This is a genomic window from Streptomyces sp. NPDC088400, from assembly GCF_044753355.1.
Lineage (GTDB): Bacteria > Actinomycetota > Actinomycetes > Streptomycetales > Streptomycetaceae > Streptomyces.
In genome coordinates this window covers 61235-83260 of sequence record NZ_JBIVMZ010000001.1, presented here as the reverse complement: position 1 = coordinate 83260, position 22026 = coordinate 61235, and the positions used below count along the sequence as shown (strand labels likewise).

The window sequence follows — 22026 nt, the reverse complement described above, 5'->3', positions numbered from 1 at the left end:
CCTTGGCCAGGCCGGATCCGGGGAAGGAGGAGCGCCGCCCGGAGGGCGTCGCCGGGGCGTGGTGGTCGGGGGACGGGCGGGTCACTGGTTGATCGCCACCTTCACGATGCCGGTGAGCGCGATCTGCGCGAGAGCGAGCGGGATGAGGACGGTCCAGGCGAGTTTCTGCAACTGGTCCTCGCGCAGTCGCGGATAGCTCACCCGGAGCCAGATGACGACGAAGGCGAGTACGGCCGTCTTGAGGAGCGTCCAGACCCAGCCGAGGCCGTCGGCGCCGAGCGGGCCGTGCCAGCCGCCGAGGAAGAGGACGGTCGTCAGCCCGCAGAGAACGACGATGCCCGCGTACTCGGCGAGCAGGAACAGCGCGAAGCGCAGGCCCGTGTATTCGGTGTAGGCGCCGAAAATGATCTCGGAGTCGGCGACCGGCATGTCGAAGGGAGGGCGCTGGAGTTCGGCGAGGCCCGCGACGAAGAAGACCAGGGCGCCGACGATCTGCCACGGCAGCCACCACCACTCGAAGGCGTTGAGGATGCCGGGCAGTGAGACGGTGCCGGCCGCCATCGCGACCGAGGCGGCGGCGAGCAGCATCGGCAGCTCGTACGCGAGCAGTTGCGCGGCGGTCCGCAGACCACCCAGGAGGGAGAACTTGTTGGCCGAGGCCCAGCCCGCCATGAGCGAGCCGAGCACGCCGATGCCCATCACGGCGAGGACGAAGAAGATCCCCGCGTCGATGACCTGCCCGACCGCGCCCTCGCCCGGCCCGACCGGGATCACGACCAGGACGAGGAGGTACGGGAGGAGGGCGACGGCCGGGGCGAGTTGGAAGATACGGCGGTCGGCGTCGGCCGGGACCACATCCTCCTTCTGCGCGAATTTCACACCGTCCGCGACGAGTTGGGCCCAGCCGTGGAAGCCGCCCGCGTGCATGGGGCCGAGACGGCCCTGCATGTGCGCCATCACCTTGTGCTCGGTCTGCCCGACGACGAGGGGGACGACCAGGAACACGGCGAAGACGACAACCAGCCGGAGGGCGACGTCGAGTACGTCGTTCACGCGTCTCCTTCGGGGCGGTCGGTCTGGGGGCCGTTGCTCCGCGGGCTGTCGGGCTTCTGCCCCTCGGCCTGCGGACTGTCGGGCTGCCGGCCCTCGGTCTGCGGACTGTCGGGCCGCTGCCCCTTGGCCTGCGGGCTGTCGGGCTGCCGGCCCTCGGTCTGCCAACCGTTGCTCTCGGGACTCTCGCTCTCGGGGCCGTCGTTCTCGGGGCCGTCGTTCTCGGACTCGGCCGGGGCGGGCCGGCTCTCGCTGTCCTCGAAGGCCGGACGCGGCTTGTGCCAGGGCGCGTCCTGAGCAGTCGGCGGGACTTCCCGCTTCGGCTCGGCCGCTGCCGGAGCCTGGGGTGTCGGCTCGGACCCTGCCGGGGTCCGGGGCGTCGCCTCGGTCGCCGCCTTGCCCGTCCCGTCCTTCGTCCCGTCCTTCGTCCCGTCCTTCGTCCCGTTCTCCGCTGGGGCGGGCGGTGCCGGGCGCTGGGCGGCCGATCCCTCCGTAACGCTGCGGGCGCGGCGGGCCGGACGGTCGCCGGTGGCTCCCGCCCCCCGCGCGGCTCCCCCGGCAGCCACGGCTCCCCCGGCGCGTGCTCCGCGCGCGGGGCGGGCCGGGGCCGGGGGCAACTGGCCCTTCAGGGGGCCCCATTCGTTCGGGTCGGGGACGCCGGGCGGGAGCATCTGTCGACGCTTCGGTCCGCCGTGTTCGGACTCCCCCGGTTCCTTCGCGCCCGGCCAGGCCTTGGCGACCCGGGCCGCGAGGACGAAGTCCTTGCGCAGCGGATGGCCCTCGAACGCCTCGGGGAGAAGGAGGTGGGCGAGGTTCGGGTGGTCGGTGAAGGAGATGCCGAACATCTCGTACGTCTCGCGCTCGTGCCAGCCCGCGCCCGCGTAGACCTCGATGGCTGTGGGGAGGACGGCCGCGTCGTGCGGAACGGTCGTACGGACCAGCAGCCGGCGGACCGTACCGCCCGTGCCACCCGTACCGCTTCCTCCCGTGCCCCCCGTACCGATTCCTCCTGTGGCGCTCGTACCGCTTCCGCCCGTACCGCCTCCCAGCGCGGCCACATGGGCGCAGACGCGGAAGCCCGTACCCGGTTCGTCGACCGCGCTCAGCCAGTCGAAATAGGTGCAGCCCAGCTGGTCACGGGCGGTTTCGAGGGCGGCGATCCAGGACGCGGCGGGGACGTCGACCGTCAGGAGGTCGTAGGTCAGCTCGGCCGTGGCGTCCTCGCCGAAGAGCTCGGCGGCGGCGTCCGGGAGCCGGTCGTAGGCGTTCACGAGGAGCTCTCCCCCGGTGTCGGCGGGGCGGCGACCAGTCCGCTGCTCAGGGCGGCGGCCGAGGGCCGGCCGCCCGAGGCGTAGCGCTCGCCGAGCGATTCGCGGGCGATCTTCTCCTGGAGCTTCAGGATGCCCTGGAGCAGCGCTTCGGGACGCGGCGGGCAGCCCGGTACGTAGACGTCGACCGGGATGATCTGGTCGACGCCCTTCGTGACGGAGTACGAGTCCCAGTACGGGCCGCCGCAGTTGGAACAGGCGCCGAAGGAGATCACGTATTTGGGCTCGGGCATCTGCTCGTACAGACGCTTCACGGCGGGAGCCATCTTGTCCGTGACCGTGCCGGACACGACCATCAGATCGGCCTGGCGCGGGCCCGGTGCGAAGGGGATCACGCCGAGCCGGATGAAGTCGTGCCGGGCCATGGAAGCGGCGATGAACTCGATCGCGCAGCAGGCGAGCCCGAAGTTGAAGACCCAGAGGCTGTAGCGGCGGCCCCAGTTGAGGACCACCTTCATGGGCTCGGGGGCCAGCCGGGAGAGCACGCCGAGACGGCTGCCCGTGTCGGAGCCGCCGGCGGACGCGATCGGCAGCTGTACGGGAGTGCGCGCCTCGGAAGAGGAGGCCTCGGCGGTGGACGTCCCGGGAGTGGAGGCCTCGGGAGTGCGGGCCTCCGCAGCGCGAGATTCGGGAGCGGGGGTCACGTCCATTCCAGGACGCCCTTCTTCCATGCGTAGAGCAGTCCTACGGCCAGAAAGCCGAGGAAGATGAACATCTCGACCAGCGTCGTGGCGCCGTATCCCGGTGCGGCGAAGACGGTCGCCCACGGGAACAGGAAGATCGAGTCGACCGCGAAGATCACGTAGAGGAACGCGTAGACGTAGTAGCGGACCTGAGTGTGGGCCCAGCCCTCGCCCACGGGATCCACTCCGCATTCGTACGTGAGCAGTTTCTCCGGCGTCGGCACCACCGGCCGCAGCAACCGGCCCGCTCCGAAGGCCACGGCAACGAACAGCACGCCGACGACCGCGAGCAGACCGACCACCGAATAGCTCTGGAAGTAGTCCGACGCGAGAACGGTCGGTTGCGACACGTCCGCCCCTCGCTCCCTGACCTAGTAAGCAGCTTCTTCGACGATCTGTACGCACGGGAGTCTAGGCCCTGCTAAAGAAACGGTAAGCAGCCGCGTCTCCCGTAGTGGGTTCGTAGGGGGGTTATCCCTACCCGGCCCTCCCCCAGCAACCCCATGGCGTGCGGCATTCGGTGCGGGCAGTCTTGGTCCCTATGACCGTGAGCAGCGACCTCCCCGACGATGACCGGCCGCCACCGGTGCGCCTCGCGTACGACCGGCACACCTGGAAAGAGATCGCGCATCTGCTCGCGAATCTGCCGCTCGCTCTGGCCGGGTTCGTCTATGTGGTGGTGATGATCTCCACGGGTGTGGGGCTGTCGGTCACGGTGATCGGTCTGCCCTGGCTCGTCTGCGGTCTCACCGGCGCGCGATTGTTCGGCCGAATGGAGCGTGCGCGGGCGCGCGCGCTGCTGGGCGTACGAATTGACGAGCCGAGCCCCCTGCGCGGGTACGGACGCGCACGCGGGCGCGAGCGCGTCCGTACCAGAGGCTTCCTGGGCTGGGTGTGGGCGGGGCTGAAGGACCCGGTGGCGTGGCGGACGGTGCTGTACGAGTTCATACGGCTGCCCTGGGGCGTACTGACGTTCTGCGTCACCCTGGTGGGTCTCTTCGTCCTCTGGCCGGGCCTCCCCTACGTGGTGCGCGGACTCGCCAACGCCGACCGGGTGATGGTGCGGGGGCTGCTCTCGCCCTCCGACGAGTTGGAGCGGCGGATCAGCGAGCTGGAGTCGGACCGGGGCGTGGTGGTCGACACGGCGGCGGCCGACCTGCGCCGGATCGAACGCGACCTGCACGACGGCGCACAAGCCCGCCTGGTCGCCCTGGCCATGGGGCTCGGCCTCGCCAAGGAGAAGCTGACGGAGGACCCGGAAGCGGCCGCCGAGATGGTGGACGAGGCGCACGGCGAGGTGAAGCTGGCGCTCCAGGAGCTGCGCGATCTCGCGCGCGGCATCCACCCCGCCGTCCTCACCGACCGCGGCCTGGACGCGGCACTGTCCGCCATCGCGTCCCGCTGCACGGTCCCGGTGACCGTGACCGTCGGTCTGGACGAGCGGCCCGCGGAGGCGATCGAGGGCATCGCGTACTTCACGGTCTCCGAGCTGCTCCAGAACGTCAGCAAGCACAGCGCGGCGCGTACCGCGTCCGTCGACGTCTGGCGGACGGACGACCGGCTGCTGATCCAGGTCCAGGACGACGGGCAGGGCGGTGCGCGGCTGGACGGCGGTACGGGCATGTCCGGACTGTCCGAGCGGCTCGGGGCGGTCGACGGGCTGTTCGTCCTCGACTCACCGGCCGGGGGTCCCACGGTCGTGACGGCGGAGCTGCCCTGGCGACAGCGCGGGCAGGCCTGACACCGCATCCCGGGGGTGGGGAAAACCCCACGGTGAAGACGGAGACCGGCCTCATGGTGCGGGGGTCCGGGCCCCCGGAGCATGGACATCGACATGGAGGTGCGGAGCTCGGTCGTGCGAACCGCCCTCGTACAGACGCCGCTTGACACACCGCGCTCGAACAGACCTCGCCCCTACGGACCCGCTCAGACCCCGCTCGCAGAATGGACACCACCGATGGCCATGGGTATGGATACGGATTACGGAACGCACACGCGGCGCCACTTCCTTCCTCCGGCTCTGCGCGCGCCGGTCGAGGCCCGCACCTGGCTCGCATTCGGCTATCTGATGATCAGCCTGCCGATCAGCGTCGTGCTGTTCACCTACGCGGTCACGATGTTCGCGCTGGGCGCGGGCCTGCTCGTCACGTTCCTCGGTGTCCCGGTACTGGCGGCCGGCCTGGTCGGCTGCCGCGGCTTCGGGATGCTGGAGCGGGCGCGGGCCCGGGCGATGCTGGGGCTGAACGTGGCGGAGCCCGCGCCGGTCCGCGGCAAGGAGGGCGGCCTCCTGTCGTGGGTCGGCGCCGTTCTGAAGAGCGGGGTGTCCTGGCGGCACCTGCTGTACGCGGTGCTGCAACTGCCGTGGGCGGTATTCGCGTTCACGGTCTCCCTGACGCTATGGGCCACGGCCTGGGGGCTGTTCTCGTATCCGCTGTGGCAGTGGATGTTCCCCGGCAACCTCAACCAGTCGGGTATCGCGCTCTACAGCGACGGCAACGGGAACGGCTTCTACCTCGACACTCCGTTCGAGGTCACGGTCACGAGCGGGTTCGGACTGGTGCTGGTGCTCGTCTCGCCCTGGGTGATACGCGGTCTGACGAGCGTGGACCGGCTGCTGGTCGCCGGGCTGCTCGGGCCGTCCCGGCTGGCCAACCGGGTCTCCGAGCTGGAGTCGGACCGGGGCGTGGTGGTCGACACGGCGGCGGCCGACCTGCGCCGGATCGAACGCGACCTGCACGACGGCGCACAAGCCCGCCTGGTCGCCCTGGCCATGGATCTGGGGCTGGCGAAGGAGAAAATGGCGGAGGACCCCGAGGCGGCGGCGCGCATGGTCGACGAAGCGCACGGGGAGGTGAAGACGGCCCTCCAGGAGCTGCGCGATCTCGCGCGCGGCATCCACCCGGCCATTCTCACCGACCGCGGCCTGGACGCCGCACTGTCCGCCGTCGCCTCGCGCTGCGCGGTCCCCGTGACGGTGGACGTCGACCTGCCCGCCAGGCCGGCGGCGGCGATCGAGGGCATCGCCTACTTCACGGTCTCCGAGCTGCTCCAGAACATCAGCAGGCACGCCAGGGCGACACGCGCCTCGGTGGATGTGTGGCGGACGTACGACCGGCTGATGCTTCAGGTCACGGACGACGGCAGGGGCGGGGCGGACACCTTGGCGAGCAGCAGTCTGGCCGGGCTGGCGGAACGGCTGGACGCGGTGGACGGCATCCTCGTCATCAACTCCCCGGCCGGTGGCCCGACCTCGGTGACGGCGGAACTGCCCTGGCGGGGCTGACCGCACGCAGTGGGCAACCGGCGGCAACCGGCGGCAACCGGCGGCAACCGGCTAATTCTTCGCAGGCAGGTCCGGAGCGATCCGAATACTGAGATGCTGGAGGCACAGAGCAGGCACACCTGAACAGTGGGGGGCGTCAGATCGTGGGGGACAGAGTGCGGGTGGTCATCGCCGAGGACTCAGTGCTGCTTCGGGAGGGCCTGACCCGGCTGCTGACCGACCGCGGGCACGACGTGGTCGCCGGTGTCGGTGACGGGGAAGCACTGATCAAGACCGTGGGCGACCTGGCGGATCAGGGCGCGCTGCCGGATGTGGTGGTCGCGGACGTACGGATGCCGCCGACCCACACCGACGAGGGGGTACGGGCGGCCGTGCGGCTGCGCCGGGACCATCCGGGGATCGGGGTGCTGGTGCTGTCGCAGTACGTCGAGGAGCAGTACGCCACCGAACTGCTGGCCGGAAACAGCCGGGGCGTGGGATATCTGCTCAAGGACCGGGTGGCCGAGGTCCGGGAGTTCGTGGATGCCGTGGTGCGGGTGGCGAGCGGTGGTACGGCGCTGGACCCGGAGGTCGTGGCGCAGTTGCTGGGCCGGAGCCGGAAGCAGGACGTCCTGGCCGGGCTGACGCCCCGTGAGCGGGAGGTCCTGGGACTGATGGCCGAGGGAAGGACGAACTCGGCCGTCGCCCGGCAGTTGGTGGTGAGTGACGGTGCGGTCGAGAAGCACGTCAGCAATATCTTCCTGAAGCTCGGTCTCTCCCCCAGCGACGGGGATCACCGCCGGGTGCTGGCCGTACTGACGTATCTGAAGACCTGACCGTCGCGTTATCCGCACCGCCGTTATCCGCACCGCGTCACCTCCCACCCCTGTCTTCTCTGCCTTCTCTGTCTTCCTGTCGCCCTGTCATACCCCTGTCTCCTCTGTCTTCCTGTCCCCTCTCCTCCCCCTCCGCCTCCCTCGCGTCAAACGCGCGGGTACACGTCACCCTCACGAGACGCGTAACGGGGCGTGCGACGGGGGAGAGCCCCGGACAAGGGCGAGGACCAGGGCTGGAGGGACTGGACCTAGAACTAAAGGATGAGGGCGGAACGGCCCTCGTCGGAGCACTCAGGGGTGGGGAAAACGTGACAAAGCCATACGTCGGGGCATCTCAAAATGACGTCCATCGCACAAGGATCCAGGGAAGGTGACCCTTACCGACGTAGGGTGGGCATCCGGGACCGCCGGTTGCCGGACGGTCCCGAGCCGCCGCCTCGAGGGAGGTCCAGTTCAGTGACAAGCCAGGTCAGTAGCCCGGCCGAACAGGCCGACGAGACCGAGGGCGCCAGTGGGAACGACGGTGCCGCCGGGGAACAGCGCGTCTCTCAGCCGGGACAAGCGTCGGGACAAGCACCCGGACAGGCACCCGGACAGGCACCGGGACAGGCACCGGGACAGGCAGGCGCGGGCGAGAAGAAGGAAGTCCGCCGTCTCGACCGGGTCATCATCCGCTTCGCGGGCGACTCGGGTGACGGGATGCAGCTGACGGGTGACCGGTTCACCTCGGAGACCGCGTCGTTCGGGAACGACCTGTCGACCCTGCCGAACTTCCCGGCCGAGATCCGCGCGCCAGCCGGGACCCTGCCCGGTGTGTCCTCGTTCCAGCTGCACTTCGCCGACCACGACATCCTGACGCCGGGCGACGCCCCCAACGTGCTGGTCGCGATGAACCCGGCCGCCTTGAAGGCGAACATCGCCGATGTGCCGCGCGGTGCCGAAATCATCGTGAACACCGATGAGTTCACCAAGCGCCCGATGGCCAAGGTCGGTTACCTGAACTCGCCGCTGGAGGACGGCTCACTGGACGGCTATCAGGTCCATCCGGTGCCGCTGACGACACTGACGATCGAGGCGCTCAAGGAGTTCGGGCTCTCCCGCAAGGAGGCCGAGCGCTCGAAGAACATGTTCGCGCTCGGGCTGCTGTCGTGGATGTACAACCGGCCGACCGAGAGTACCGAGAAGTTCCTGCGGGCCAAGTTCGCCAAGAAGCCCCAGATCGCCGAGGCGAACGTGACCGCGTTCCGCGCGGGGTGGAACTTCGGCGAGACCACCGAGGACTTCGCCGTCTCGTACGAAGTCGCCCCGGCCGACACCGCGTTCCCGGCCGGAACCTACCGCAACATCTCGGGGAACCTGGCCCTGTCGTACGGTCTGATCGCCGCCGGACACCAGTCGGAGCTGCCGCTCTACCTGGGCTCGTACCCGATCACCCCGGCGTCGGACATCCTGCACGAGCTGTCCCGGCACAAGAACTTCGGCGTACGGACCTTCCAGGCGGAGGACGAGATCGCCGCCGTCGGTGCCGCGTTAGGCGCGGCTTTCGGTGGCGCCCTCGCCGTCACCACCACCTCGGGCCCCGGGGTGGCGCTCAAGTCGGAGACGATCGGTCTGGCGGTCTCGCTGGAGCTGCCGTTGCTGGTCGTCGCCATCCAGCGGGGCGGCCCGTCCACCGGCCTGCCGACCAAGACGGAGCAGGCGGACCTCCTCCAGGCGATGTACGGGCGTAACGGCGAGGCGCCGGTCCCGGTGGTCGCGCCCCGGACACCGGCGGACTGTTTCGACGCCGCGCTGGAAGCCGCCCGGATCGCGCTGACCTACCGGACCCCGGTGTTCCTGCTCTCCGACGGCTACCTCGCCAACGGTTCTGAGCCCTGGCGGATCCCGGAGACGGTCGAACTCCCGGACCTGCGGGTGCGGTTCGCGACCGGCCCCAACCACGAACTGGCCGACGGCACCGAGGTGTTCTGGCCGTACAAGCGCGACCCGCACACCCTGGCCCGCCCCTGGGCGGTACCCGGCACGCCCGGCCTCGAACACCGCATCGGCGGCATCGAGAAGCAGGACGGCACGGGCAACATCTCGTACGACCCGGCCAACCACGACTTCATGGTGCGCACCCGCCAGGCCAAGGTCGACGGCATCGAGGTCCCCGACCTGGCCGTCGACGACCCGGACGGCGCCCGCACGCTCGTGCTGGGCTGGGGCTCGACGTACGGGCCGATCACCGCCGCCGTACGCCGGCTGCGCAAGAGCGGCATGCCCATCGCGCAGGCCCATCTGCGCCACCTCAACCCCTTCCCGCGCAATCTCGGGGAGATCCTGAGGCGGTACGACAAGGTCGTGGTGCCGGAGATGAACCTCGGTCAGCTCGCCACACTGCTGCGGGCGAAGTATCTGGTCGACGCCCACTCGTACAACCAGGTCAACGGCATGCCGTTCAAGGCCGCGCAGCTCGCCACGGCTCTCCAGGAGGCCATCGATGCCTGATACGACGACCTCTGGGACGGTCTCCGGGACGGCGTCCGGGACAATCCCCGGGACAATCCCCGGCGCGACCTCCGGTACGGCCTCCGGCGCGACTTCCGGCGCGAACGAGTTGCTGACGCTGGTCCCCAAGGCCGAGGCCAAGCAGTCCATGAAGGACTTCAAGTCGGACCAGGAGGTCCGCTGGTGCCCCGGCTGCGGTGACTACGCGGTACTGGCCGCGGTCCAGGGCTTCATGCCCGAACTGGGCCTGGCCAAGGAGAACATCGTCTTCGTCTCCGGCATCGGCTGCTCCTCCCGCTTCCCGTACTACATGAACACGTACGGGATGCACTCCATCCACGGCCGCGCCCCCGCCATCGCCACCGGCCTGGCCACCTCGCGCCGCGATCTGTCCGTCTGGGTCGTCACCGGCGACGGCGACGCGCTCTCCATCGGCGGCAACCACCTCATCCACGCGCTGCGCCGGAACGTCAACCTCAAGATCCTGCTGTTCAACAACCGGATCTACGGCCTGACCAAGGGGCAGTACTCCCCCACCTCGGAGATCGGGAAGATCACCAAGTCGACACCGATGGGCTCGCTCGACGCGCCGTTCAACCCGGTGTCGCTGGCGATCGGCGCGGAGGCGTCGTTCGTGGCCCGCACGGTCGACTCCGACCGCAAGCACCTCACCGAGGTGCTGCGGCAGGCGGCCGACCATCCCGGCACGGCGCTGGTGGAGATCTACCAGAACTGCAACATCTTCAACGACGGTGCCTTCGAGGTCCTCAAGGACCGGGAGAAGGCCCAGGAAGCCGTGATCCGGCTGGAGCACGGGCAGCCGATCCGCTTCGGCGTGGACGGCGCGAAGGGTGTGGTCAGGGACCCGGCCACCGGTGACCTCCAGGCCGTGACCATCACTCCCGAGAACGAGTCGCGGATCCTCGTCCACGACGCGCACGCGAGCAGCCCCACCACGGCGTTCGCGCTGTCACGCCTCGCGGACCCGGACACCCTGCACCACACGCCGATCGGCGTGCTGCGCAGTGTGGAACGGCCCGTCTACGACACGTTGATGTCGGACCAGCTCGACGCTGCCGCCGAGAAACACGGCAAGGGAGATCTGGCGGCGATGCTGGCCGGTGGCGACACCTGGACGGTTGTCGGCTGACCGTCGACAGTTCGCGGTCGCCGGTCGACGCGACCGCTTCCGCCGTCGCTTCGACGCGTCCCGGGGCCCGGATCTCTCAGGAGGTCCGGGCCTCGTCGTATGCCTGACGCGCCTTGTCCACCTCGCCGAGCCGCCGCTCCGTCCAGCGCGCCAGCCCCCACACCTGTTCCGCCGCCTCGCGTCCCAGCTCGGTCAGCGAGTAGTCGACGCGCGGCGGGATCACGGGCTTGGCGTCGCGGTGGACGAAACCGTCGCGTTCCAGGGTCTGGAGGGTCTGGGCGAGCATCTTCTCGCTGACGCCGCCGACCGTGCGCCGCAGTTCGCTGAAGCGGTACGAGCGCTCCAGCAGGGCGGCCAGCACGAGCACCCCCCAGCGGCTGGTGACGTGTTCCAGGACCAGCCGGGACGGGCACATGGCCCGGTTCACATCCGGCTGCTTGATCACCGATCGCGCCGGGGACTCCTGCGATTCCTTGCTTACTGTCACGCCAGTACCTTACTTCAAAGTGGGTACTTTCGCATGGTTAGTGTCCCTCCTAAAGTGAGCATCAGAGCGATACGAAACCGCATGAACGCATGAACGCATGAACTGGAGAAACACCCCATGAGCATCGTTGTCACCGGAGCCACCGGACACCTCGGCCGCCTCGTCATCGAGTCCCTGCTGGCCACCGGCGCCCCGGCCGACGGAATCGCCGCCGTCGTACGGAACGAGGAGAAGGCCGCGGCACTCGCGGCGCGCGGCGTCGAGCTGCGCGTCGCCGACTACGACCGGCCCGAGACGCTGGCGGCGGCGTTCCGCGCCGGCGACCGGGTGCTGCTGGTGTCCGGCAGCGAGGTCGGCCGTCGCGTGCCGCAGCACACCGCGGTCATCGACGCCGCGAAGGCGGCGGGCGTGGCACAGCTCGCGTACACCGGCGTCCTGGGCGGGCCCGAGGCCGACTTCCAGCTGGCCGCCGAGCACAAGGTCACCGAGCAGCTGATCCTCGACTCCGGCCTGCCCTACACCTTCCTGCGCAACGGCTGGTACACCGAGAACTACACCGAGAGCCTGGCTCCCGTACTGGAGCACGGCACCGTCGTGGCCAACGCGGGCGAGGGCCTCGTCGCCTCCGCGGCCCGCGCGGACTACGCGGCCGCGGCGGCCGCTGTGGTGACCGGCGAGGGGCACCTGAACACGGTGTACGAGCTGAGCGGCGACACGGCGTGGTCCTTCGCCGAGTACGCGGCCGAGCTGTCACGGCAGACCGGGCGGACCATCACCTACAGCGATGTCACCCCCGAGGCACGGCTGGAGATCCTCACCGGTGCGGGGCTGCCCGCGCCGCTGGCCGAGATCTTCGTGGATGTGGACAACGCGATCGGGCGCGGGCTGCTCGCCCGTACGACAGGTGACCTGGCCCGGCTGATCGGCCGCCCGACCACCCCGCTCGCCGACTCGGTCGCCGAGGCACTCAAGGCCTGAGGGCGGCTCCAAGTCCCTTGCTCCGCTTCCCCCTTCGCTCCCCCTTCGCTCTCCTTCCTGCCTGGCCGCATCCCTTCGCGTCATGACCGTATGGCGATACGGGCATGACATCTCCATCCGCTCGGCGCTACCGTCTTCGGGGCGCCGCGCCGGGGCGGCGCGCGGGAGCGGGGAGGGCCAGTGAAGACGGACGGCGACCAGCGGGCGGGACTGTTCTACGGGATCGCGGCGTACGGGATGTGGGGCCTGGTCCCGCTCTTCTGGCCACTGCTCGAACCGGCCGGGGCGATGGAGATCCTCGCCCACCGGATGGTCTGGTCACTCGCCCTCGTCGTCATCTGGCTGCTGGCGCTGCGCCGCTGGGGCTGGATACGGGAGCTGATACGGCAGCCCCGCAAGCTGGGGCTCATAGCCGTGGCCGCCGTCGTGATCACCATCAACTGGGGTTTCTACATCTGGGCGGTCAATACCGGCCGGGTCGTCGAAGCCTCTCTCGGCTACTTCATCAACCCCCTGGTGACCATCGCCATGGGTGTCCTCCTCCTCAAGGAACGACTGCGGGCGGCCCAGTGGGCAGCGGTGCTCATCGGCCTCGGGGCGGTGTTGGTGCTCGCTGTCGGGTACGGGCGGCCGCCCTGGATCTCGCTGATACTGGCCTTCTCGTTCGCGACCTACGGCCTGGTCAAGAAGAAGATCAATATCGGCGGTCTGGAGTCACTGGCGGCGGAGACGGCGATCCTTTTCCTGCCCGCCCTCGGTTTTCTGGTGTGGCTGAGCGCCTCCGGCTCGGCCACGATCGGCACGCAGGGGGCGGGCCATGTGGCTCTGCTCGCGTCCACGGGCCTGGTCACCGCCATCCCGCTGGTCTGCTTCGGCGCGGCGGCGATACGGGTACGGCTCTCGACGCTGGGCCTGCTCCAGTATCTGGCTCCCGTCTTCCAGTTCCTGCTGGGCATCCTGTACTTCCACGAGGAGATGCCGCCGCAGCGGTGGGCTGGTTTCTCGCTGGTCTGGCTGGCGCTGTCGATCCTGACCTGGGACGCGCTGCGGACGGCCCGCCGTACGAAGTCGCAGGCGCTGCGGCTGGCAGCGGCGGCGAAGGCGGGTGCACCGGCCCTGTCGGCGGAACGGACGGAATCCGGGCCGGCCCGGAGCGAGCCCTCGTCCGCCCCTTAGGGAACGGGTGCTGTTCACGCTCGTGTCCGTTGCGGGCTCCATCACGTAGCCCATACAAATGGTGTCCATGACCCTGCACTGGAAACTTGTGATGGACTCGGGCGATCCGCACGCTCAGGCCGACTTCTGGGCCGACGCCATGGGCTATCTCGTCGAGGACAACAGCGCCCTCATCGGGCAACTGCTCAGCCAGGGCCACGCATCGGACGCGGACACCGTGGAATCGCACGGCCGACGCGCCTGGCGGGATCTGATCGCCGTCCGTCATCCGGACGACCCGTACGACGAGGGCACCGGTGTCGGGCTCGGCCGGCGGATCCTCTTCCAGCGCGTGCCGGAGGCGAAGACGACGAAGAACCGGCTGCACCTGGACGTGCACTCCGCCCCCGGGGAGCGTGAGGCCGAGGTCGAACGCCTGGAGGGGCTGGGCGCGACAGTGCTCCGACGAGTGAAGGTGCCCGGCGGGGAATGGACCCTTATGTCCGACCCTGAAGGTAACGAGTTCTGCGTGCATTAGACCGCCCCTCACAGCACGTTCCGTACGTCCCGTACACCCCGCACGCTCCCGCAAGTCGGGGTGTACGGGGCTTTCCGGCAGGGGACGACCGATTGAGGTCTCATTCCGTCCGTTCAGCGAACGTTCAGCGAAGGCCTATGACCGGTTCTTGCTCTTGACGGCCAGTCATGCCGTCACCAACCATTCAGCACGCACAGCGCAGTACCCAGCACGCGACACTCTGGGCGCTGTGTAGCTCCAACGCCTCACGCCGACGTCGTCGTGGGGCGTCTCGCACGTTCCGTCCCTGTCCCCGTTCGGAATCCGGAGCCCCCCCATGAAGCTCTCCGTTCCTGGAGTACGCCGCATACCTGGCCGAATACCGGCCGCCCGCAAGGTCAAGGCCACGGCTACAGCCGCGGTCGCCGGGCTCGCACTCTCCGGGCTGTTCGCCGGCGCGGCGCCCGCCGCGACCGCGGCGCCCGCCCCCGCTCCCAGACCGGCCCAGGCCGTGCAGCCCGCACAGGCCTCACTGGCCTCACAATCGGCCGTCCTCGCCGCGCCCGACATCCCGCTCGCGAACGTCAAGGCACATCTGACCCAGCTGTCGTCGATCGCCGCCGCCAACGGCGGGAACCGGGCCCATGGCCGGGCCGGCTATCTGGCGTCCGTCAATTACGTGAAGGGCAAGCTGGACGCTGCCGGATTCACCACCTCCGTGCAGCAGTTCACCTCCAGCGGCTCCACCGGCTACAACCTGATCGCCGACTGGCCGGGCGGCGATACGAACCAGGTCGTCATGGCCGGTTCTCACCTCGACTCGGTCACCGCCGGTGCCGGTATCAACGACAACGGCTCGGGTTCGGCAGCCATCCTGGAGACCGCGCTCGCCGTCTCCCGCGCGCAGCTCAAGCCGACAAAGCATCTGCGTTTCGCCTGGTGGGGCGCGGAGGAGCTGGGTCTGGTCGGCTCGCGCTACTACGTCAACAACCTGCCGAGCGCCGATCGTTCGAAGATCAGCGGCTATCTGAACTTCGACATGATCGGCTCTCCGAACCCCGGGTACTTCGTCTATGACGACGACCCGACGATCGAGCAGACCTTCAAGACCTACTACGCGGGCCTCGGGGTCGCGACGGAGATCGAGACCGAGGGCGACGGCCGCTCCGACCACGCCCCGTTCAAGAACGTGGGCATCCCGGTCGGCGGGCTCTTCAGCGGCGCCGACTACATCAAGACCGCCGCACAGGCGCAGAAGTGGGGCGGCACCTCAGGGCGCGCCTTCGACCAGTGCTACCACCGCTCGTGCGACACCACGTCGAACATCAACGACACCGCGCTCAACCGCAACAGCGACGCCGTCGCCTACGCGGTCTGGTCGCTCTCCGGCGCCCAGTAAGCCTTCCGGCAGCCTTCTTCCCACAACCGCCCGCGTGTGCGTACGGCACACACGCGGGCGGTTGGCCATGTGCGGGGGTGACCTCGTACTCCCGGCTTCAGGCCGTGATGTCCTTCGTCGTGAAGCGGGCCCAGGCCGCCGAGCCGAACACCACCGCGTACAGCCCCTGCAAGCCCAGGTTCTTGACCACCTCGTCCCAGTACACCGGCTCACGCACCAGATCCGCGAACGAGAGCCAGTAGTGCGGGAAGAGGTACGGCTGTATCGCGTGCAGCTGCGGGATCGTGTCCAGGATCTGCACCGTGATCAGCAGCCCGACCGTCGCGGCCATCGCCGCGATCCCGCTGTTGGTCAAGGTCGAGACGAAGAGGCCGAGCGCCGCCAGCCCCGTCAACGAGGCCGCGACGACCACCGCTGTCAGCAGGGCCCGCGCCAGTCCCTCCCCGAAGGAAATACGGGTGCCCGAGATCGTGGTGACCTCGCCGAGCGGGAAGAGCAGCACGCCGACGGCGAGCGCCGAGGCCGCCACGACCAACGTCGCGACCAGGCAGAACGTCAGCGTGGAAGCGTATTTGACGAGCAGCAGCCTCGTACGTCCGGCCGGTGCGACCAGCAGGTAGCGCAGCGTGCCGCTGTTGGCCTCACCCGCTATCGCGTCACCCGCTATGACGCCGACCGCCATGGGCAGGAACACGGGCAGCGTCGCGGCGAGCGCGGCGAAGACCAGGAACAGTCCGTTGTTGGTGATCTGGGTGACGAAGGCAGGGCCTCCGCCGCCGGGCCCACCGCCGTCGCCCGTCTCGATCTTCACGGCGATACCGATGAGGACCGGCACGGCGGCGAGCACCCCCAGCAGGGCGAGGGTGCGCCAGCGTCGGAAGGTGGTCGTCACCTCGGAGCGGAAGAGCCCGAGCGTCCACCACAGCCGTCGCTCCCGGGGCTCGGGCCCATGATCCGGTGACGCACCCGTCGTTTCCAGCGCCTCGGCCACCTCGGCCGTCCCGGCCCTGTCCGCCACCTCGGCCGTCCCCGCCACACCGGCGGCGGTCCCGGCCTCGACCTCACCCCGCGACATCGAAGCCCTCCCCGGTCAACGCGACAAAGGCGTCCTCCAGCGAGGCACGCTCGACGCCGAAGGCCCGTACCCGCACGCCGGCCCGTACGAGCGCGGCATTCAGGTCCGCCGGGTCCGCCGGCTCCACCGGTCTCACAGAGCCCGCTGGGTCTGCCGCGCCCTCACCCGTGGGCAGTTCGCCGCTCACCCGGTCCCCCGTCACGACGAGATCGGTGACCCCCCACTCCGTCAGCACCCGGGCGGCCTCGCCCGGATCAGGGGTGGTGACGGCGAGTCTGTCGCGGGTCCCGGCCGCCAGTTCGGCGACCGACCCCTGGACCAGGAGCCGCCCCTGGGCCATCACGGCGGCATGCGTACACACCTGCTCGATCTCGTCGAGGAGATGCGAGGAGAGAAAGACGGTCGTGCCGTCCGCCGCCAACTCCCGCACCAGGGTCCTGATCTCGCGCATGCCCTGCGGGTCGAGTCCGTTCGTCGGCTCGTCCAGCACCAGCAGGCGGCGCGGCCGCAGCAGAGCGGCCGCGAGTCCGAGCCGCTGCTTCATGCCGAGGGAGTACACCCTCGCCTTCTTGCCCGCCGCGGCGGTGAGCCCGACCCGGTCCAGGGCCCCGGCCACGCGCGCGCGACGGGTCCGGGGGTCGGCCGTCGGGTCGGCCGAGTCGTACCGTACGAGATTGTCCCGGCCGGACAAGTACCCGTACAGCGCGGGCCCTTCGATCAACGCGCCCACCTGGGGCAGAACGGCTCGGGCGGCACGCGGCACGGGGCGGCCGAGGAGCGTGGCCGAGCCCGCGGTCGGCTCGATCAGGCCCATCAGCATCCGGATGGTGGTGGTCTTGCCCGAGCCGTTCGGACCGAGGAAGCCGAAGACGCTGCCGGCGGGCACGGTCAGGTCGAGACGGTCGACGGCCGCCTGCCCGCCGCGATAGCGCTTGGTGAGCCCACGTGTCTTGATCACGGCGGTCCCATGGGCCCCGTCGATCATGTCGGTCCCGTCACGGATCGTCTCGCTCATCGCGCTCCTCCCTCCACCCCGGCGGCATCCCCCAGCCCTGTCCCCCGGCGGTACCTCTCCGAGAACGGACCGGCCCCGGTCAGCGTTCCGCCCCGCCGCACTGACCGTGCGGCGGGGCGGGCGGTTACCGCGTTACTTCGCCTGGTCGGCGGCCTTGACCAGCGCGTCCTTCGTCACCGCGCCGACGTAGACCTTGCCGTCGTCCGTCATCAGGGCGTTGACGAGGCGGGTCTGGAAGACCGTCCCCGAACCGAACTTCCCGCTGACCTTGTCACCCAGCGAGTCGATCAGTCCCTGCGCTTCCGCGGGCATGCCCTCTTCGCCGGACTTCGGCTTCGAGGACGTGGGCGCGCCTGCGCCGCCCGGGGCCTTCAGCTCGTAGATCGCGTTCCAGCCCTTGCCGATGACCTTCAGGTCGCCGTCGCCGAACGCCGCCGCCCCGCCGGGCACCGACGGGATCATCGGGGACTTCCGCCCTTCCCGGGCATCGTGCTTGTCGCTCCCGCCCTTCACCGCGTCCTCGCTCCGCGTCACCTTCGCGCCCTTGGGAGGGGCGAAGTCGAACGTGGAGGCGGCCGGCTTGGCGAAGTCGACCTTGGTGAAGCCGACATCGACGATGGCCTTGCCGCCGCTGCTCGGAGTCAGCGTGAACTTGAGCGGGGTACCGGTCTCCGCGTCGACCGCGACCTTGATCGAACCAACCGTCGAACCGGCCTGCTTGGGCTTGATGAGCAGCTGGTAGGCGTCACGTCCGGCGACCCGTGACGTACCGTCGACACTCACCGAGGTGGTGTCGCCCGCCGCCTTCAGCGCCTGCTGGGCGAACTCCTGCGGTGTGACGGACGGCTTCCCCTCAGAGGAAGGGGCGCCCTTCTCGTCCTTGGGCGCACCCTTCGGAGACGCCTCGTGGTACGCCTGGTTGGAGGCGCTGTCGTACGCCCAGAGCTCGTTGCCGTTGTGAATCAGGCTGTACTCGGCGGCATTCTCCTTGATCGACACCCGCTGCTTGTCGGGGCCGTCCGCCGCGACCCGCAGCGTGTGCGTGCCGGAGCTGAGCTCCATCAGCTTGTCGCTCGGCGCCGCGGAAGAATCCTTTCCGCCTTCGCCGCCCTTGGGAACGAAGGCGTCCGCAGCGCCGCTCAGGCCGTCCAGCGGGAGACCCAGATCCGTGGTGATCTTCACCGAGCCCGAGAGCTGCTCGGTGTCCGAGGCCGCGATCTTCTCGATGAGCTGCTGCGCACTGATCTTCGGCAGTTCGGGGTCGCCTGACGCGGCGAGTGCCGGGACGAGCCCGATGGTCGCCGCAGCCACCCCCGCCACCGCGACCGGGAGCGCGTAGCGCGCCGCCTTACGGCGGCCCGCTCCGGGACCCTTGTCCTCGTCGGCGATCTGTGTGCTGTCATTCGGTGCCATGTGTGCCCTACCTCCGTGGTCGGCGGCCTTCCGTCCGTTGCACTCGTCCACCCCGCGCCGCCGTTCTCACCCGAAGTGGTGAGGAGTGGTGTTATCCATCTGACCAAATCGGCCGCGGACAAGCGTCAGACTCCGGGAGCAATTTTCTGTACTGCCCTGGGATGACATACGGATGAGAAAACCCCGTCGTTCGTCAGGGACGTGGCAGGAACGCGGCAAGGGCACCGCAGGGCATGGCGGGGACATGGCAGGGAACGGGCGACGACCGTGCTCAATCGCCGCATACACGTATTCCGTCACCGCACGCCCCGAGTTCAACCACCGGCTCGGCCCGCGCGGTGCACCACCGCGTCGGCTCAGCCCGCGCGGTGCACCACCGCGTCGCACAGCTCCACCAGTGCCGACTTCGCGTAACACTCGGGCAGCGGCGCCAACGTCTCCCGCGCCGACTCCGCGTACCGCACCGTGTCACGACGCGCCTGCTCCAACGCCGGGTGCGCGCGCAGCAGACGCAACGCCTCACCGTGGAGCGCGTCGTCCGCCAGATCGCCGTCCAGCAACTCGACCAGTTCCAGGTCGCTCCGGCGGCCATGTGCCTCGGCCTGAGCACGCAGCAGCAGCACCGGCAGCGTGGGGACGCCCTCGCGCAGATCCGTGCCGGGCGTCTTGCCCGACTCGTGCGAGTCGCTGGCGATGTCGAGGACGTCGTCGGCAAGCTGGAAGGCGACGCCGAGCCGCTCCCCGTACTGGGTGAGAATGTCGACGACCGACTCGTCCGCGCCGGACATCATCGCGCCGAAGCGGCCGGAGACCGCGATCAACGAGCCCGTCTTGCCGCCGACGACTTCGAGGTAGTGATCGACCGGGTCCTGTCCGTCGCGAGGTCCCGCCGTCTCCAGGATCTGACCCGTGACCAGGCGTTCGAATGCCTCCGCCTGAACGCGGACCGCCTCGGGCCCCAGGTCGGCCAGGACCTGCGAGGCGCGGGCGAAGAGAAAATCACCCGTGAGGACGGCCACCGAGTTGCCCCAGCGGGCATTGGCGCTGTCCACGCCCCGGCGGACCTCCGCCTCGTCCATCACATCATCGTGGTACAGCGTCGCGAGATGAGTGAGTTCGACGACCACGGCGCACGGGACGATTCCGGGCGCGTGCGGGTCGCCGAACTGCGCCGCGAGCATCGCGAGCAGCGGCCTGAACCGCTTGCCCCCGGCCTGCACCAAGTGCTGGGCGGCCTCCGTGATGAAGGGCACGTCGCTTTTGGTTGCTTCGAGCAGTCCCGCCTCGACGGCTGCCAATCCGGTCTGGACATCGGCCTCAAGAGCCTGGTCCCGCACGCTCAGCCCGAACGGCCCGACGACGGTCACGAGGGGTACTCCTGTCTGCTGACGATCACACGGATTGTCGATGTGTCGCTGTCACCACTCAAGTCAGCCTATCCGGTCCCCTTTCGATCACCATGGGCGGCTTCCCGGGGCCACCGGTATGTTCGGGTTCAGCCATACGACCAGGAGTAGCTCTTTTGTCCGGAACAACGGCCGAACCCGAAACCAACACGGAGCAACCGCCACCCGGCGACGATCACGCCTTCCTCGGTCACCCCAAAGGGCTGCTGACCCTCTCGGGCCTGGAAGTCTGGGAACGCTTCTCGTTCCTCGGGATGCAGGCCATCCTCGTCCTCTACTTCGTCGCGACCGCCCACGAGGGCGGCCTGGGTATGGCCGACAACACGGCCGCCTCCGTGTCCGCCGCGTACGGGACCCTGGTCTACCTGGTCTCCGTGGCAGGCGGCTGGCTCGCCGACCGCGTCCTCGGCTCGTACCGCGCGGTGCTCTGGGGCGGCGTCCTGATCGCCGTTGGCCACTGCGCCATGATCATCCCCACGGCCGCGGCGACCTGGGCCGGCCTCGGCCTGATCAGCGCCGGCACGGGGCTGCTCAAGCCCAATGTCGCCGCCATGGTCGGCAAGCTCTACCGCACCGACGACGAGCGCAGGGACGCCGGATTCGCCCTCTACTACATGGCCATCAACATCGGCGCCTTCCTGGGTCCGCTGGTCACCGGCTGGGTCGGCGAGCATGTGAGCTGGCACTGGGGGTTCTCGGCCGCCGCGGTCGGGATGACCCTGGGCCTCGTCCAGTACGTGGCCGGACGCCGTCACCTCGCCGGGCACAAACACACCGCGGAGTTCGCACTCGCGCCGGAACCGATGCGCCGGGCCGTCCGGCTGATCCTCATGGGCGCGGTCGCGGTCGCCGCCGTGGCCGTCGCGTTGTCACTGGCCGGATGGCTCACCCTGGGCCGCTTCGTCGACCTACTGACCGTGATCTCGGTGATCGTGCCGGTCGTCTACTTCGCGGTGATGTTCCGCAGCCCCCGGGTGAGCGCGGAGGAACGTGGCCGGCTACGCCCGTACGTGGTGCTGTTCCTGGCGTCCGTCGTCTTCAACTTCATCCTTTTCCAGTCGTATTCGACGATGATCCTGCTGGCGTCGACCAATGCCCGTACATCGGTCCTCGGTTTCGACTTCCCGGCCAGCTGGTACGCCTCCGCGCTCGGCGCCTTCGAGGTGGCGCTCGCGCCGGTCGTCGCCGCGCTCTGGGTCCGGATGGGCACGCGGCAGCCGCACGCCTCCAACAAGATCGCGGTCGGGGTGGTCCTCGGCGGCCTCTCCTTCCTGCTGATGGTGCTGCCGACGTCCGGACACAGCGGTAACGACTACAAGATGGCCGCCTGGTGGATCGTCGGCTCGTATCTGCTGCTCGGCCTCGGCGACATCCTCGTGGAGACCTCCGGGCTCTCCGCCAGCAGCAAACTCGCGCCGAAGGCCTTCGCCAGCCAGACCATGGCCCTGTGGTTCCTCTCTCTGGCCCTCGCCAACGGCATCCAGGCACAGACCGTGAAACTGTACGGACAGGTCTCGGGGCCCGCCTACTTCGGCGTCAACGGCGCCGTCGCGGTCGTGGCCGGTCTGGCCGTGATCGCCGCGGCGCCCTGGCTGCGCCGCACGATGCACCCCGTCCACTGACGGCGTGCCCTCAACCCGCGCACCACTGGCGGTCCCCAGCCCTTCCTGCCACCCGGCTCTCCCCGCCATCCGCTCTCCTTCCCCTCCTCCGACTTCCCGTTCGTTCCTGATGCACCGCGTTCCTGATGAACCCCCCTCTCGATGCCCCCCTCTCGATGAA

Annotated in this window: 19 protein-coding genes; 10 read left to right on the top strand and 9 right to left on the bottom strand. The window is 69.5% G+C overall.

From position 1 onward, the window contains the following. Positions 1-81: 81 nt before the first annotated feature. Genes ACIQD6_RS00355 through ACIQD6_RS00340 form a run of 4 tightly spaced genes read right to left on the bottom strand, consistent with a single transcriptional unit; the run spans position 82 to position 3411 of the window. Positions 82-1053 carry an NADH-quinone oxidoreductase subunit H gene (locus tag ACIQD6_RS00355; protein WP_401876620.1) on the bottom strand — a complete coding sequence of 324 codons (972 nt, stop codon included), beginning with the start codon at positions 1051-1053 and terminating at the stop codon, positions 82-84. Next, positions 1050-2321, bottom strand: coding sequence for an NADH-quinone oxidoreductase subunit C (locus ACIQD6_RS00350; RefSeq protein ID WP_401876619.1), 1272 nt, complete (start codon positions 2319-2321; stop codon positions 1050-1052). The genes ACIQD6_RS00355 and ACIQD6_RS00350 overlap by 4 nt, the downstream gene beginning before the upstream one ends. Next, positions 2318-3028, bottom strand: a complete 711-nt coding sequence (locus ACIQD6_RS00345; RefSeq protein ID WP_401876617.1) for an NADH-quinone oxidoreductase subunit B — start codon at positions 3026-3028, stop codon at positions 2318-2320. The genes ACIQD6_RS00350 and ACIQD6_RS00345 overlap by 4 nt, the downstream gene beginning before the upstream one ends. Beyond that, positions 3019-3411, bottom strand: coding sequence for an NADH-quinone oxidoreductase subunit A (locus ACIQD6_RS00340; RefSeq protein ID WP_240045916.1), 393 nt, complete (start codon positions 3409-3411; stop codon positions 3019-3021). Before ACIQD6_RS00340 ends, ACIQD6_RS00345 begins: the two co-directional genes overlap by 10 nt. Before the next feature lie 191 nt (positions 3412-3602). Between ACIQD6_RS00340 and ACIQD6_RS00335 the strand changes: the two genes are divergently transcribed. From ACIQD6_RS00335 to ACIQD6_RS00315, 5 genes are all read left to right on the top strand, one after another. Continuing rightward, a complete protein-coding gene (locus ACIQD6_RS00335; RefSeq protein ID WP_401876616.1) occupies positions 3603-4802 on the top strand; it encodes a sensor histidine kinase in 1200 nt (399 codons plus the stop codon). A gap of 228 nt (positions 4803-5030) precedes the next feature. Beyond that, the gene (locus tag ACIQD6_RS00330; RefSeq protein ID WP_401878004.1) at positions 5031-6344 is read left to right on the top strand and encodes a sensor histidine kinase; all 1314 of its coding nucleotides are present in this window, start codon (positions 5031-5033) and stop codon (positions 6342-6344) included. A gap of 155 nt (positions 6345-6499) precedes the next feature. Continuing rightward, entirely contained in the window at positions 6500-7159 is a 660-nt protein-coding gene (locus ACIQD6_RS00325) for a response regulator (protein WP_401878003.1), read from the top strand. Between the two features lie 456 nt (positions 7160-7615). After that, entirely contained in the window at positions 7616-9649 is a 2034-nt protein-coding gene (locus ACIQD6_RS00320; protein ID WP_401876614.1) for a 2-oxoacid:acceptor oxidoreductase subunit alpha, read from the top strand. Positions 9650-9797: 148 nt separating this feature from the next. Beyond that, positions 9798-10799 (top strand): 2-oxoacid:ferredoxin oxidoreductase subunit beta, encoded by a 1002-nt coding sequence (locus tag ACIQD6_RS00315; protein ID WP_401878002.1) that lies wholly within the window; start codon positions 9798-9800, stop codon positions 10797-10799. 76 nt (positions 10800-10875) lie between these two features. On the opposite strand, the gene ACIQD6_RS00310 is transcribed toward ACIQD6_RS00315, so the two are convergent. After that, positions 10876-11214: a winged helix-turn-helix transcriptional regulator gene (locus tag ACIQD6_RS00310; RefSeq protein ID WP_401878001.1), complete on the bottom strand. Its 339-nt coding sequence runs from the start codon at positions 11212-11214 to the stop codon at positions 10876-10878. 189 nt (positions 11215-11403) lie between these two features. Between ACIQD6_RS00310 and ACIQD6_RS00305 the strand changes: the two genes are divergently transcribed. The 4 genes from ACIQD6_RS00305 (at position 11404) to ACIQD6_RS00290 (ending at position 15335) form a co-directional block, all read left to right on the top strand. Further along, the gene (locus tag ACIQD6_RS00305) at positions 11404-12264 is read left to right on the top strand and encodes an SDR family oxidoreductase (RefSeq protein ID WP_401876613.1); all 861 of its coding nucleotides are present in this window, start codon (positions 11404-11406) and stop codon (positions 12262-12264) included. A 180-nt stretch (positions 12265-12444) separates the two neighbouring features. Next, on the top strand, positions 12445-13440 hold the full coding sequence (gene rarD / locus ACIQD6_RS00300; protein ID WP_401876612.1) for an EamA family transporter RarD: 996 nt from the start codon (positions 12445-12447) through the stop codon (positions 13438-13440). A 67-nt stretch (positions 13441-13507) separates the two neighbouring features. Continuing rightward, the gene (locus ACIQD6_RS00295; RefSeq protein ID WP_401876610.1) at positions 13508-13957 is read left to right on the top strand and encodes a VOC family protein; all 450 of its coding nucleotides are present in this window, start codon (positions 13508-13510) and stop codon (positions 13955-13957) included. Between the two features lie 316 nt (positions 13958-14273). Continuing rightward, positions 14274-15335 carry a M28 family metallopeptidase gene (locus tag ACIQD6_RS00290; RefSeq protein ID WP_401876608.1) on the top strand — a complete coding sequence of 354 codons (1062 nt, stop codon included), beginning with the start codon at positions 14274-14276 and terminating at the stop codon, positions 15333-15335. Between the two features lie 97 nt (positions 15336-15432). On the opposite strand, the gene ACIQD6_RS00285 is transcribed toward ACIQD6_RS00290, so the two are convergent. The 4 genes from ACIQD6_RS00285 to ACIQD6_RS00270 form a co-directional block, all read right to left on the bottom strand. Beyond that, the gene (locus tag ACIQD6_RS00285) at positions 15433-16410 is read right to left on the bottom strand and encodes an ABC transporter permease (RefSeq protein ID WP_401876606.1); all 978 of its coding nucleotides are present in this window, start codon (positions 16408-16410) and stop codon (positions 15433-15435) included. Next, positions 16397-17425: an ATP-binding cassette domain-containing protein gene (locus ACIQD6_RS00280; RefSeq protein ID WP_401876604.1), complete on the bottom strand. Its 1029-nt coding sequence runs from the start codon at positions 17423-17425 to the stop codon at positions 16397-16399. Before ACIQD6_RS00280 ends, ACIQD6_RS00285 begins: the two co-directional genes overlap by 14 nt. Before the next feature lie 132 nt (positions 17426-17557). After that, entirely contained in the window at positions 17558-18838 is a 1281-nt protein-coding gene (locus ACIQD6_RS00275) for an outer membrane lipoprotein carrier protein LolA (RefSeq protein WP_401876602.1), read from the bottom strand. A gap of 356 nt (positions 18839-19194) precedes the next feature. Further along, positions 19195-20205, bottom strand: coding sequence for a polyprenyl synthetase family protein (locus tag ACIQD6_RS00270; protein ID WP_401876601.1), 1011 nt, complete (start codon positions 20203-20205; stop codon positions 19195-19197). Positions 20206-20360: 155 nt separating this feature from the next. Between ACIQD6_RS00270 and ACIQD6_RS00265 the strand changes: the two genes are divergently transcribed. Next, on the top strand, positions 20361-21866 hold the full coding sequence (locus ACIQD6_RS00265; RefSeq protein WP_401876599.1) for a peptide MFS transporter: 1506 nt from the start codon (positions 20361-20363) through the stop codon (positions 21864-21866). Positions 21867-22026: the final 160 nt, after the last annotated feature.

Bases quoted from the DNA above. Each gene is read 5' to 3' on its own strand.
- ACIQD6_RS00345 (WP_401876617.1), bottom strand. From the start codon at position 3,028: ATGGACGTGACCCCCGCTCCCGAATCTCGCGCTGCGGAGGCCCGCACT.
- ACIQD6_RS00335 (WP_401876616.1), top strand. From the start codon at position 3,603: ATGACCGTGAGCAGCGACCTCCCCGACGATGACCGGCCGCCACCGGTG.
- ACIQD6_RS00330 (WP_401878004.1), top strand. From the start codon at position 5,031: ATGGATACGGATTACGGAACGCACACGCGGCGCCACTTCCTTCCTCCG.
- ACIQD6_RS00315 (WP_401878002.1), top strand. From the start codon at position 9,798: ATGAAGGACTTCAAGTCGGACCAGGAGGTCCGCTGGTGCCCCGGCTGC.
- ACIQD6_RS00310 (WP_401878001.1), bottom strand. From the start codon at position 11,214: ATGTGCCCGTCCCGGCTGGTCCTGGAACACGTCACCAGCCGCTGGGGG.
- ACIQD6_RS00305 (WP_401876613.1), top strand. From the start codon at position 11,404: ATGAGCATCGTTGTCACCGGAGCCACCGGACACCTCGGCCGCCTCGTC.
- ACIQD6_RS00295 (WP_401876610.1), top strand. From the start codon at position 13,508: ATGACCCTGCACTGGAAACTTGTGATGGACTCGGGCGATCCGCACGCT.
- ACIQD6_RS00290 (WP_401876608.1), top strand. From the start codon at position 14,274: ATGAAGCTCTCCGTTCCTGGAGTACGCCGCATACCTGGCCGAATACCG.
- ACIQD6_RS00285 (WP_401876606.1), bottom strand. From the start codon at position 16,410: ATGTCGCGGGGTGAGGTCGAGGCCGGGACCGCCGCCGGTGTGGCGGGG.
- ACIQD6_RS00280 (WP_401876604.1), bottom strand. From the start codon at position 17,425: ATGAGCGAGACGATCCGTGACGGGACCGACATGATCGACGGGGCCCAT.
- ACIQD6_RS00275 (WP_401876602.1), bottom strand. From the start codon at position 18,838: ATGGCACCGAATGACAGCACACAGATCGCCGACGAGGACAAGGGTCCC.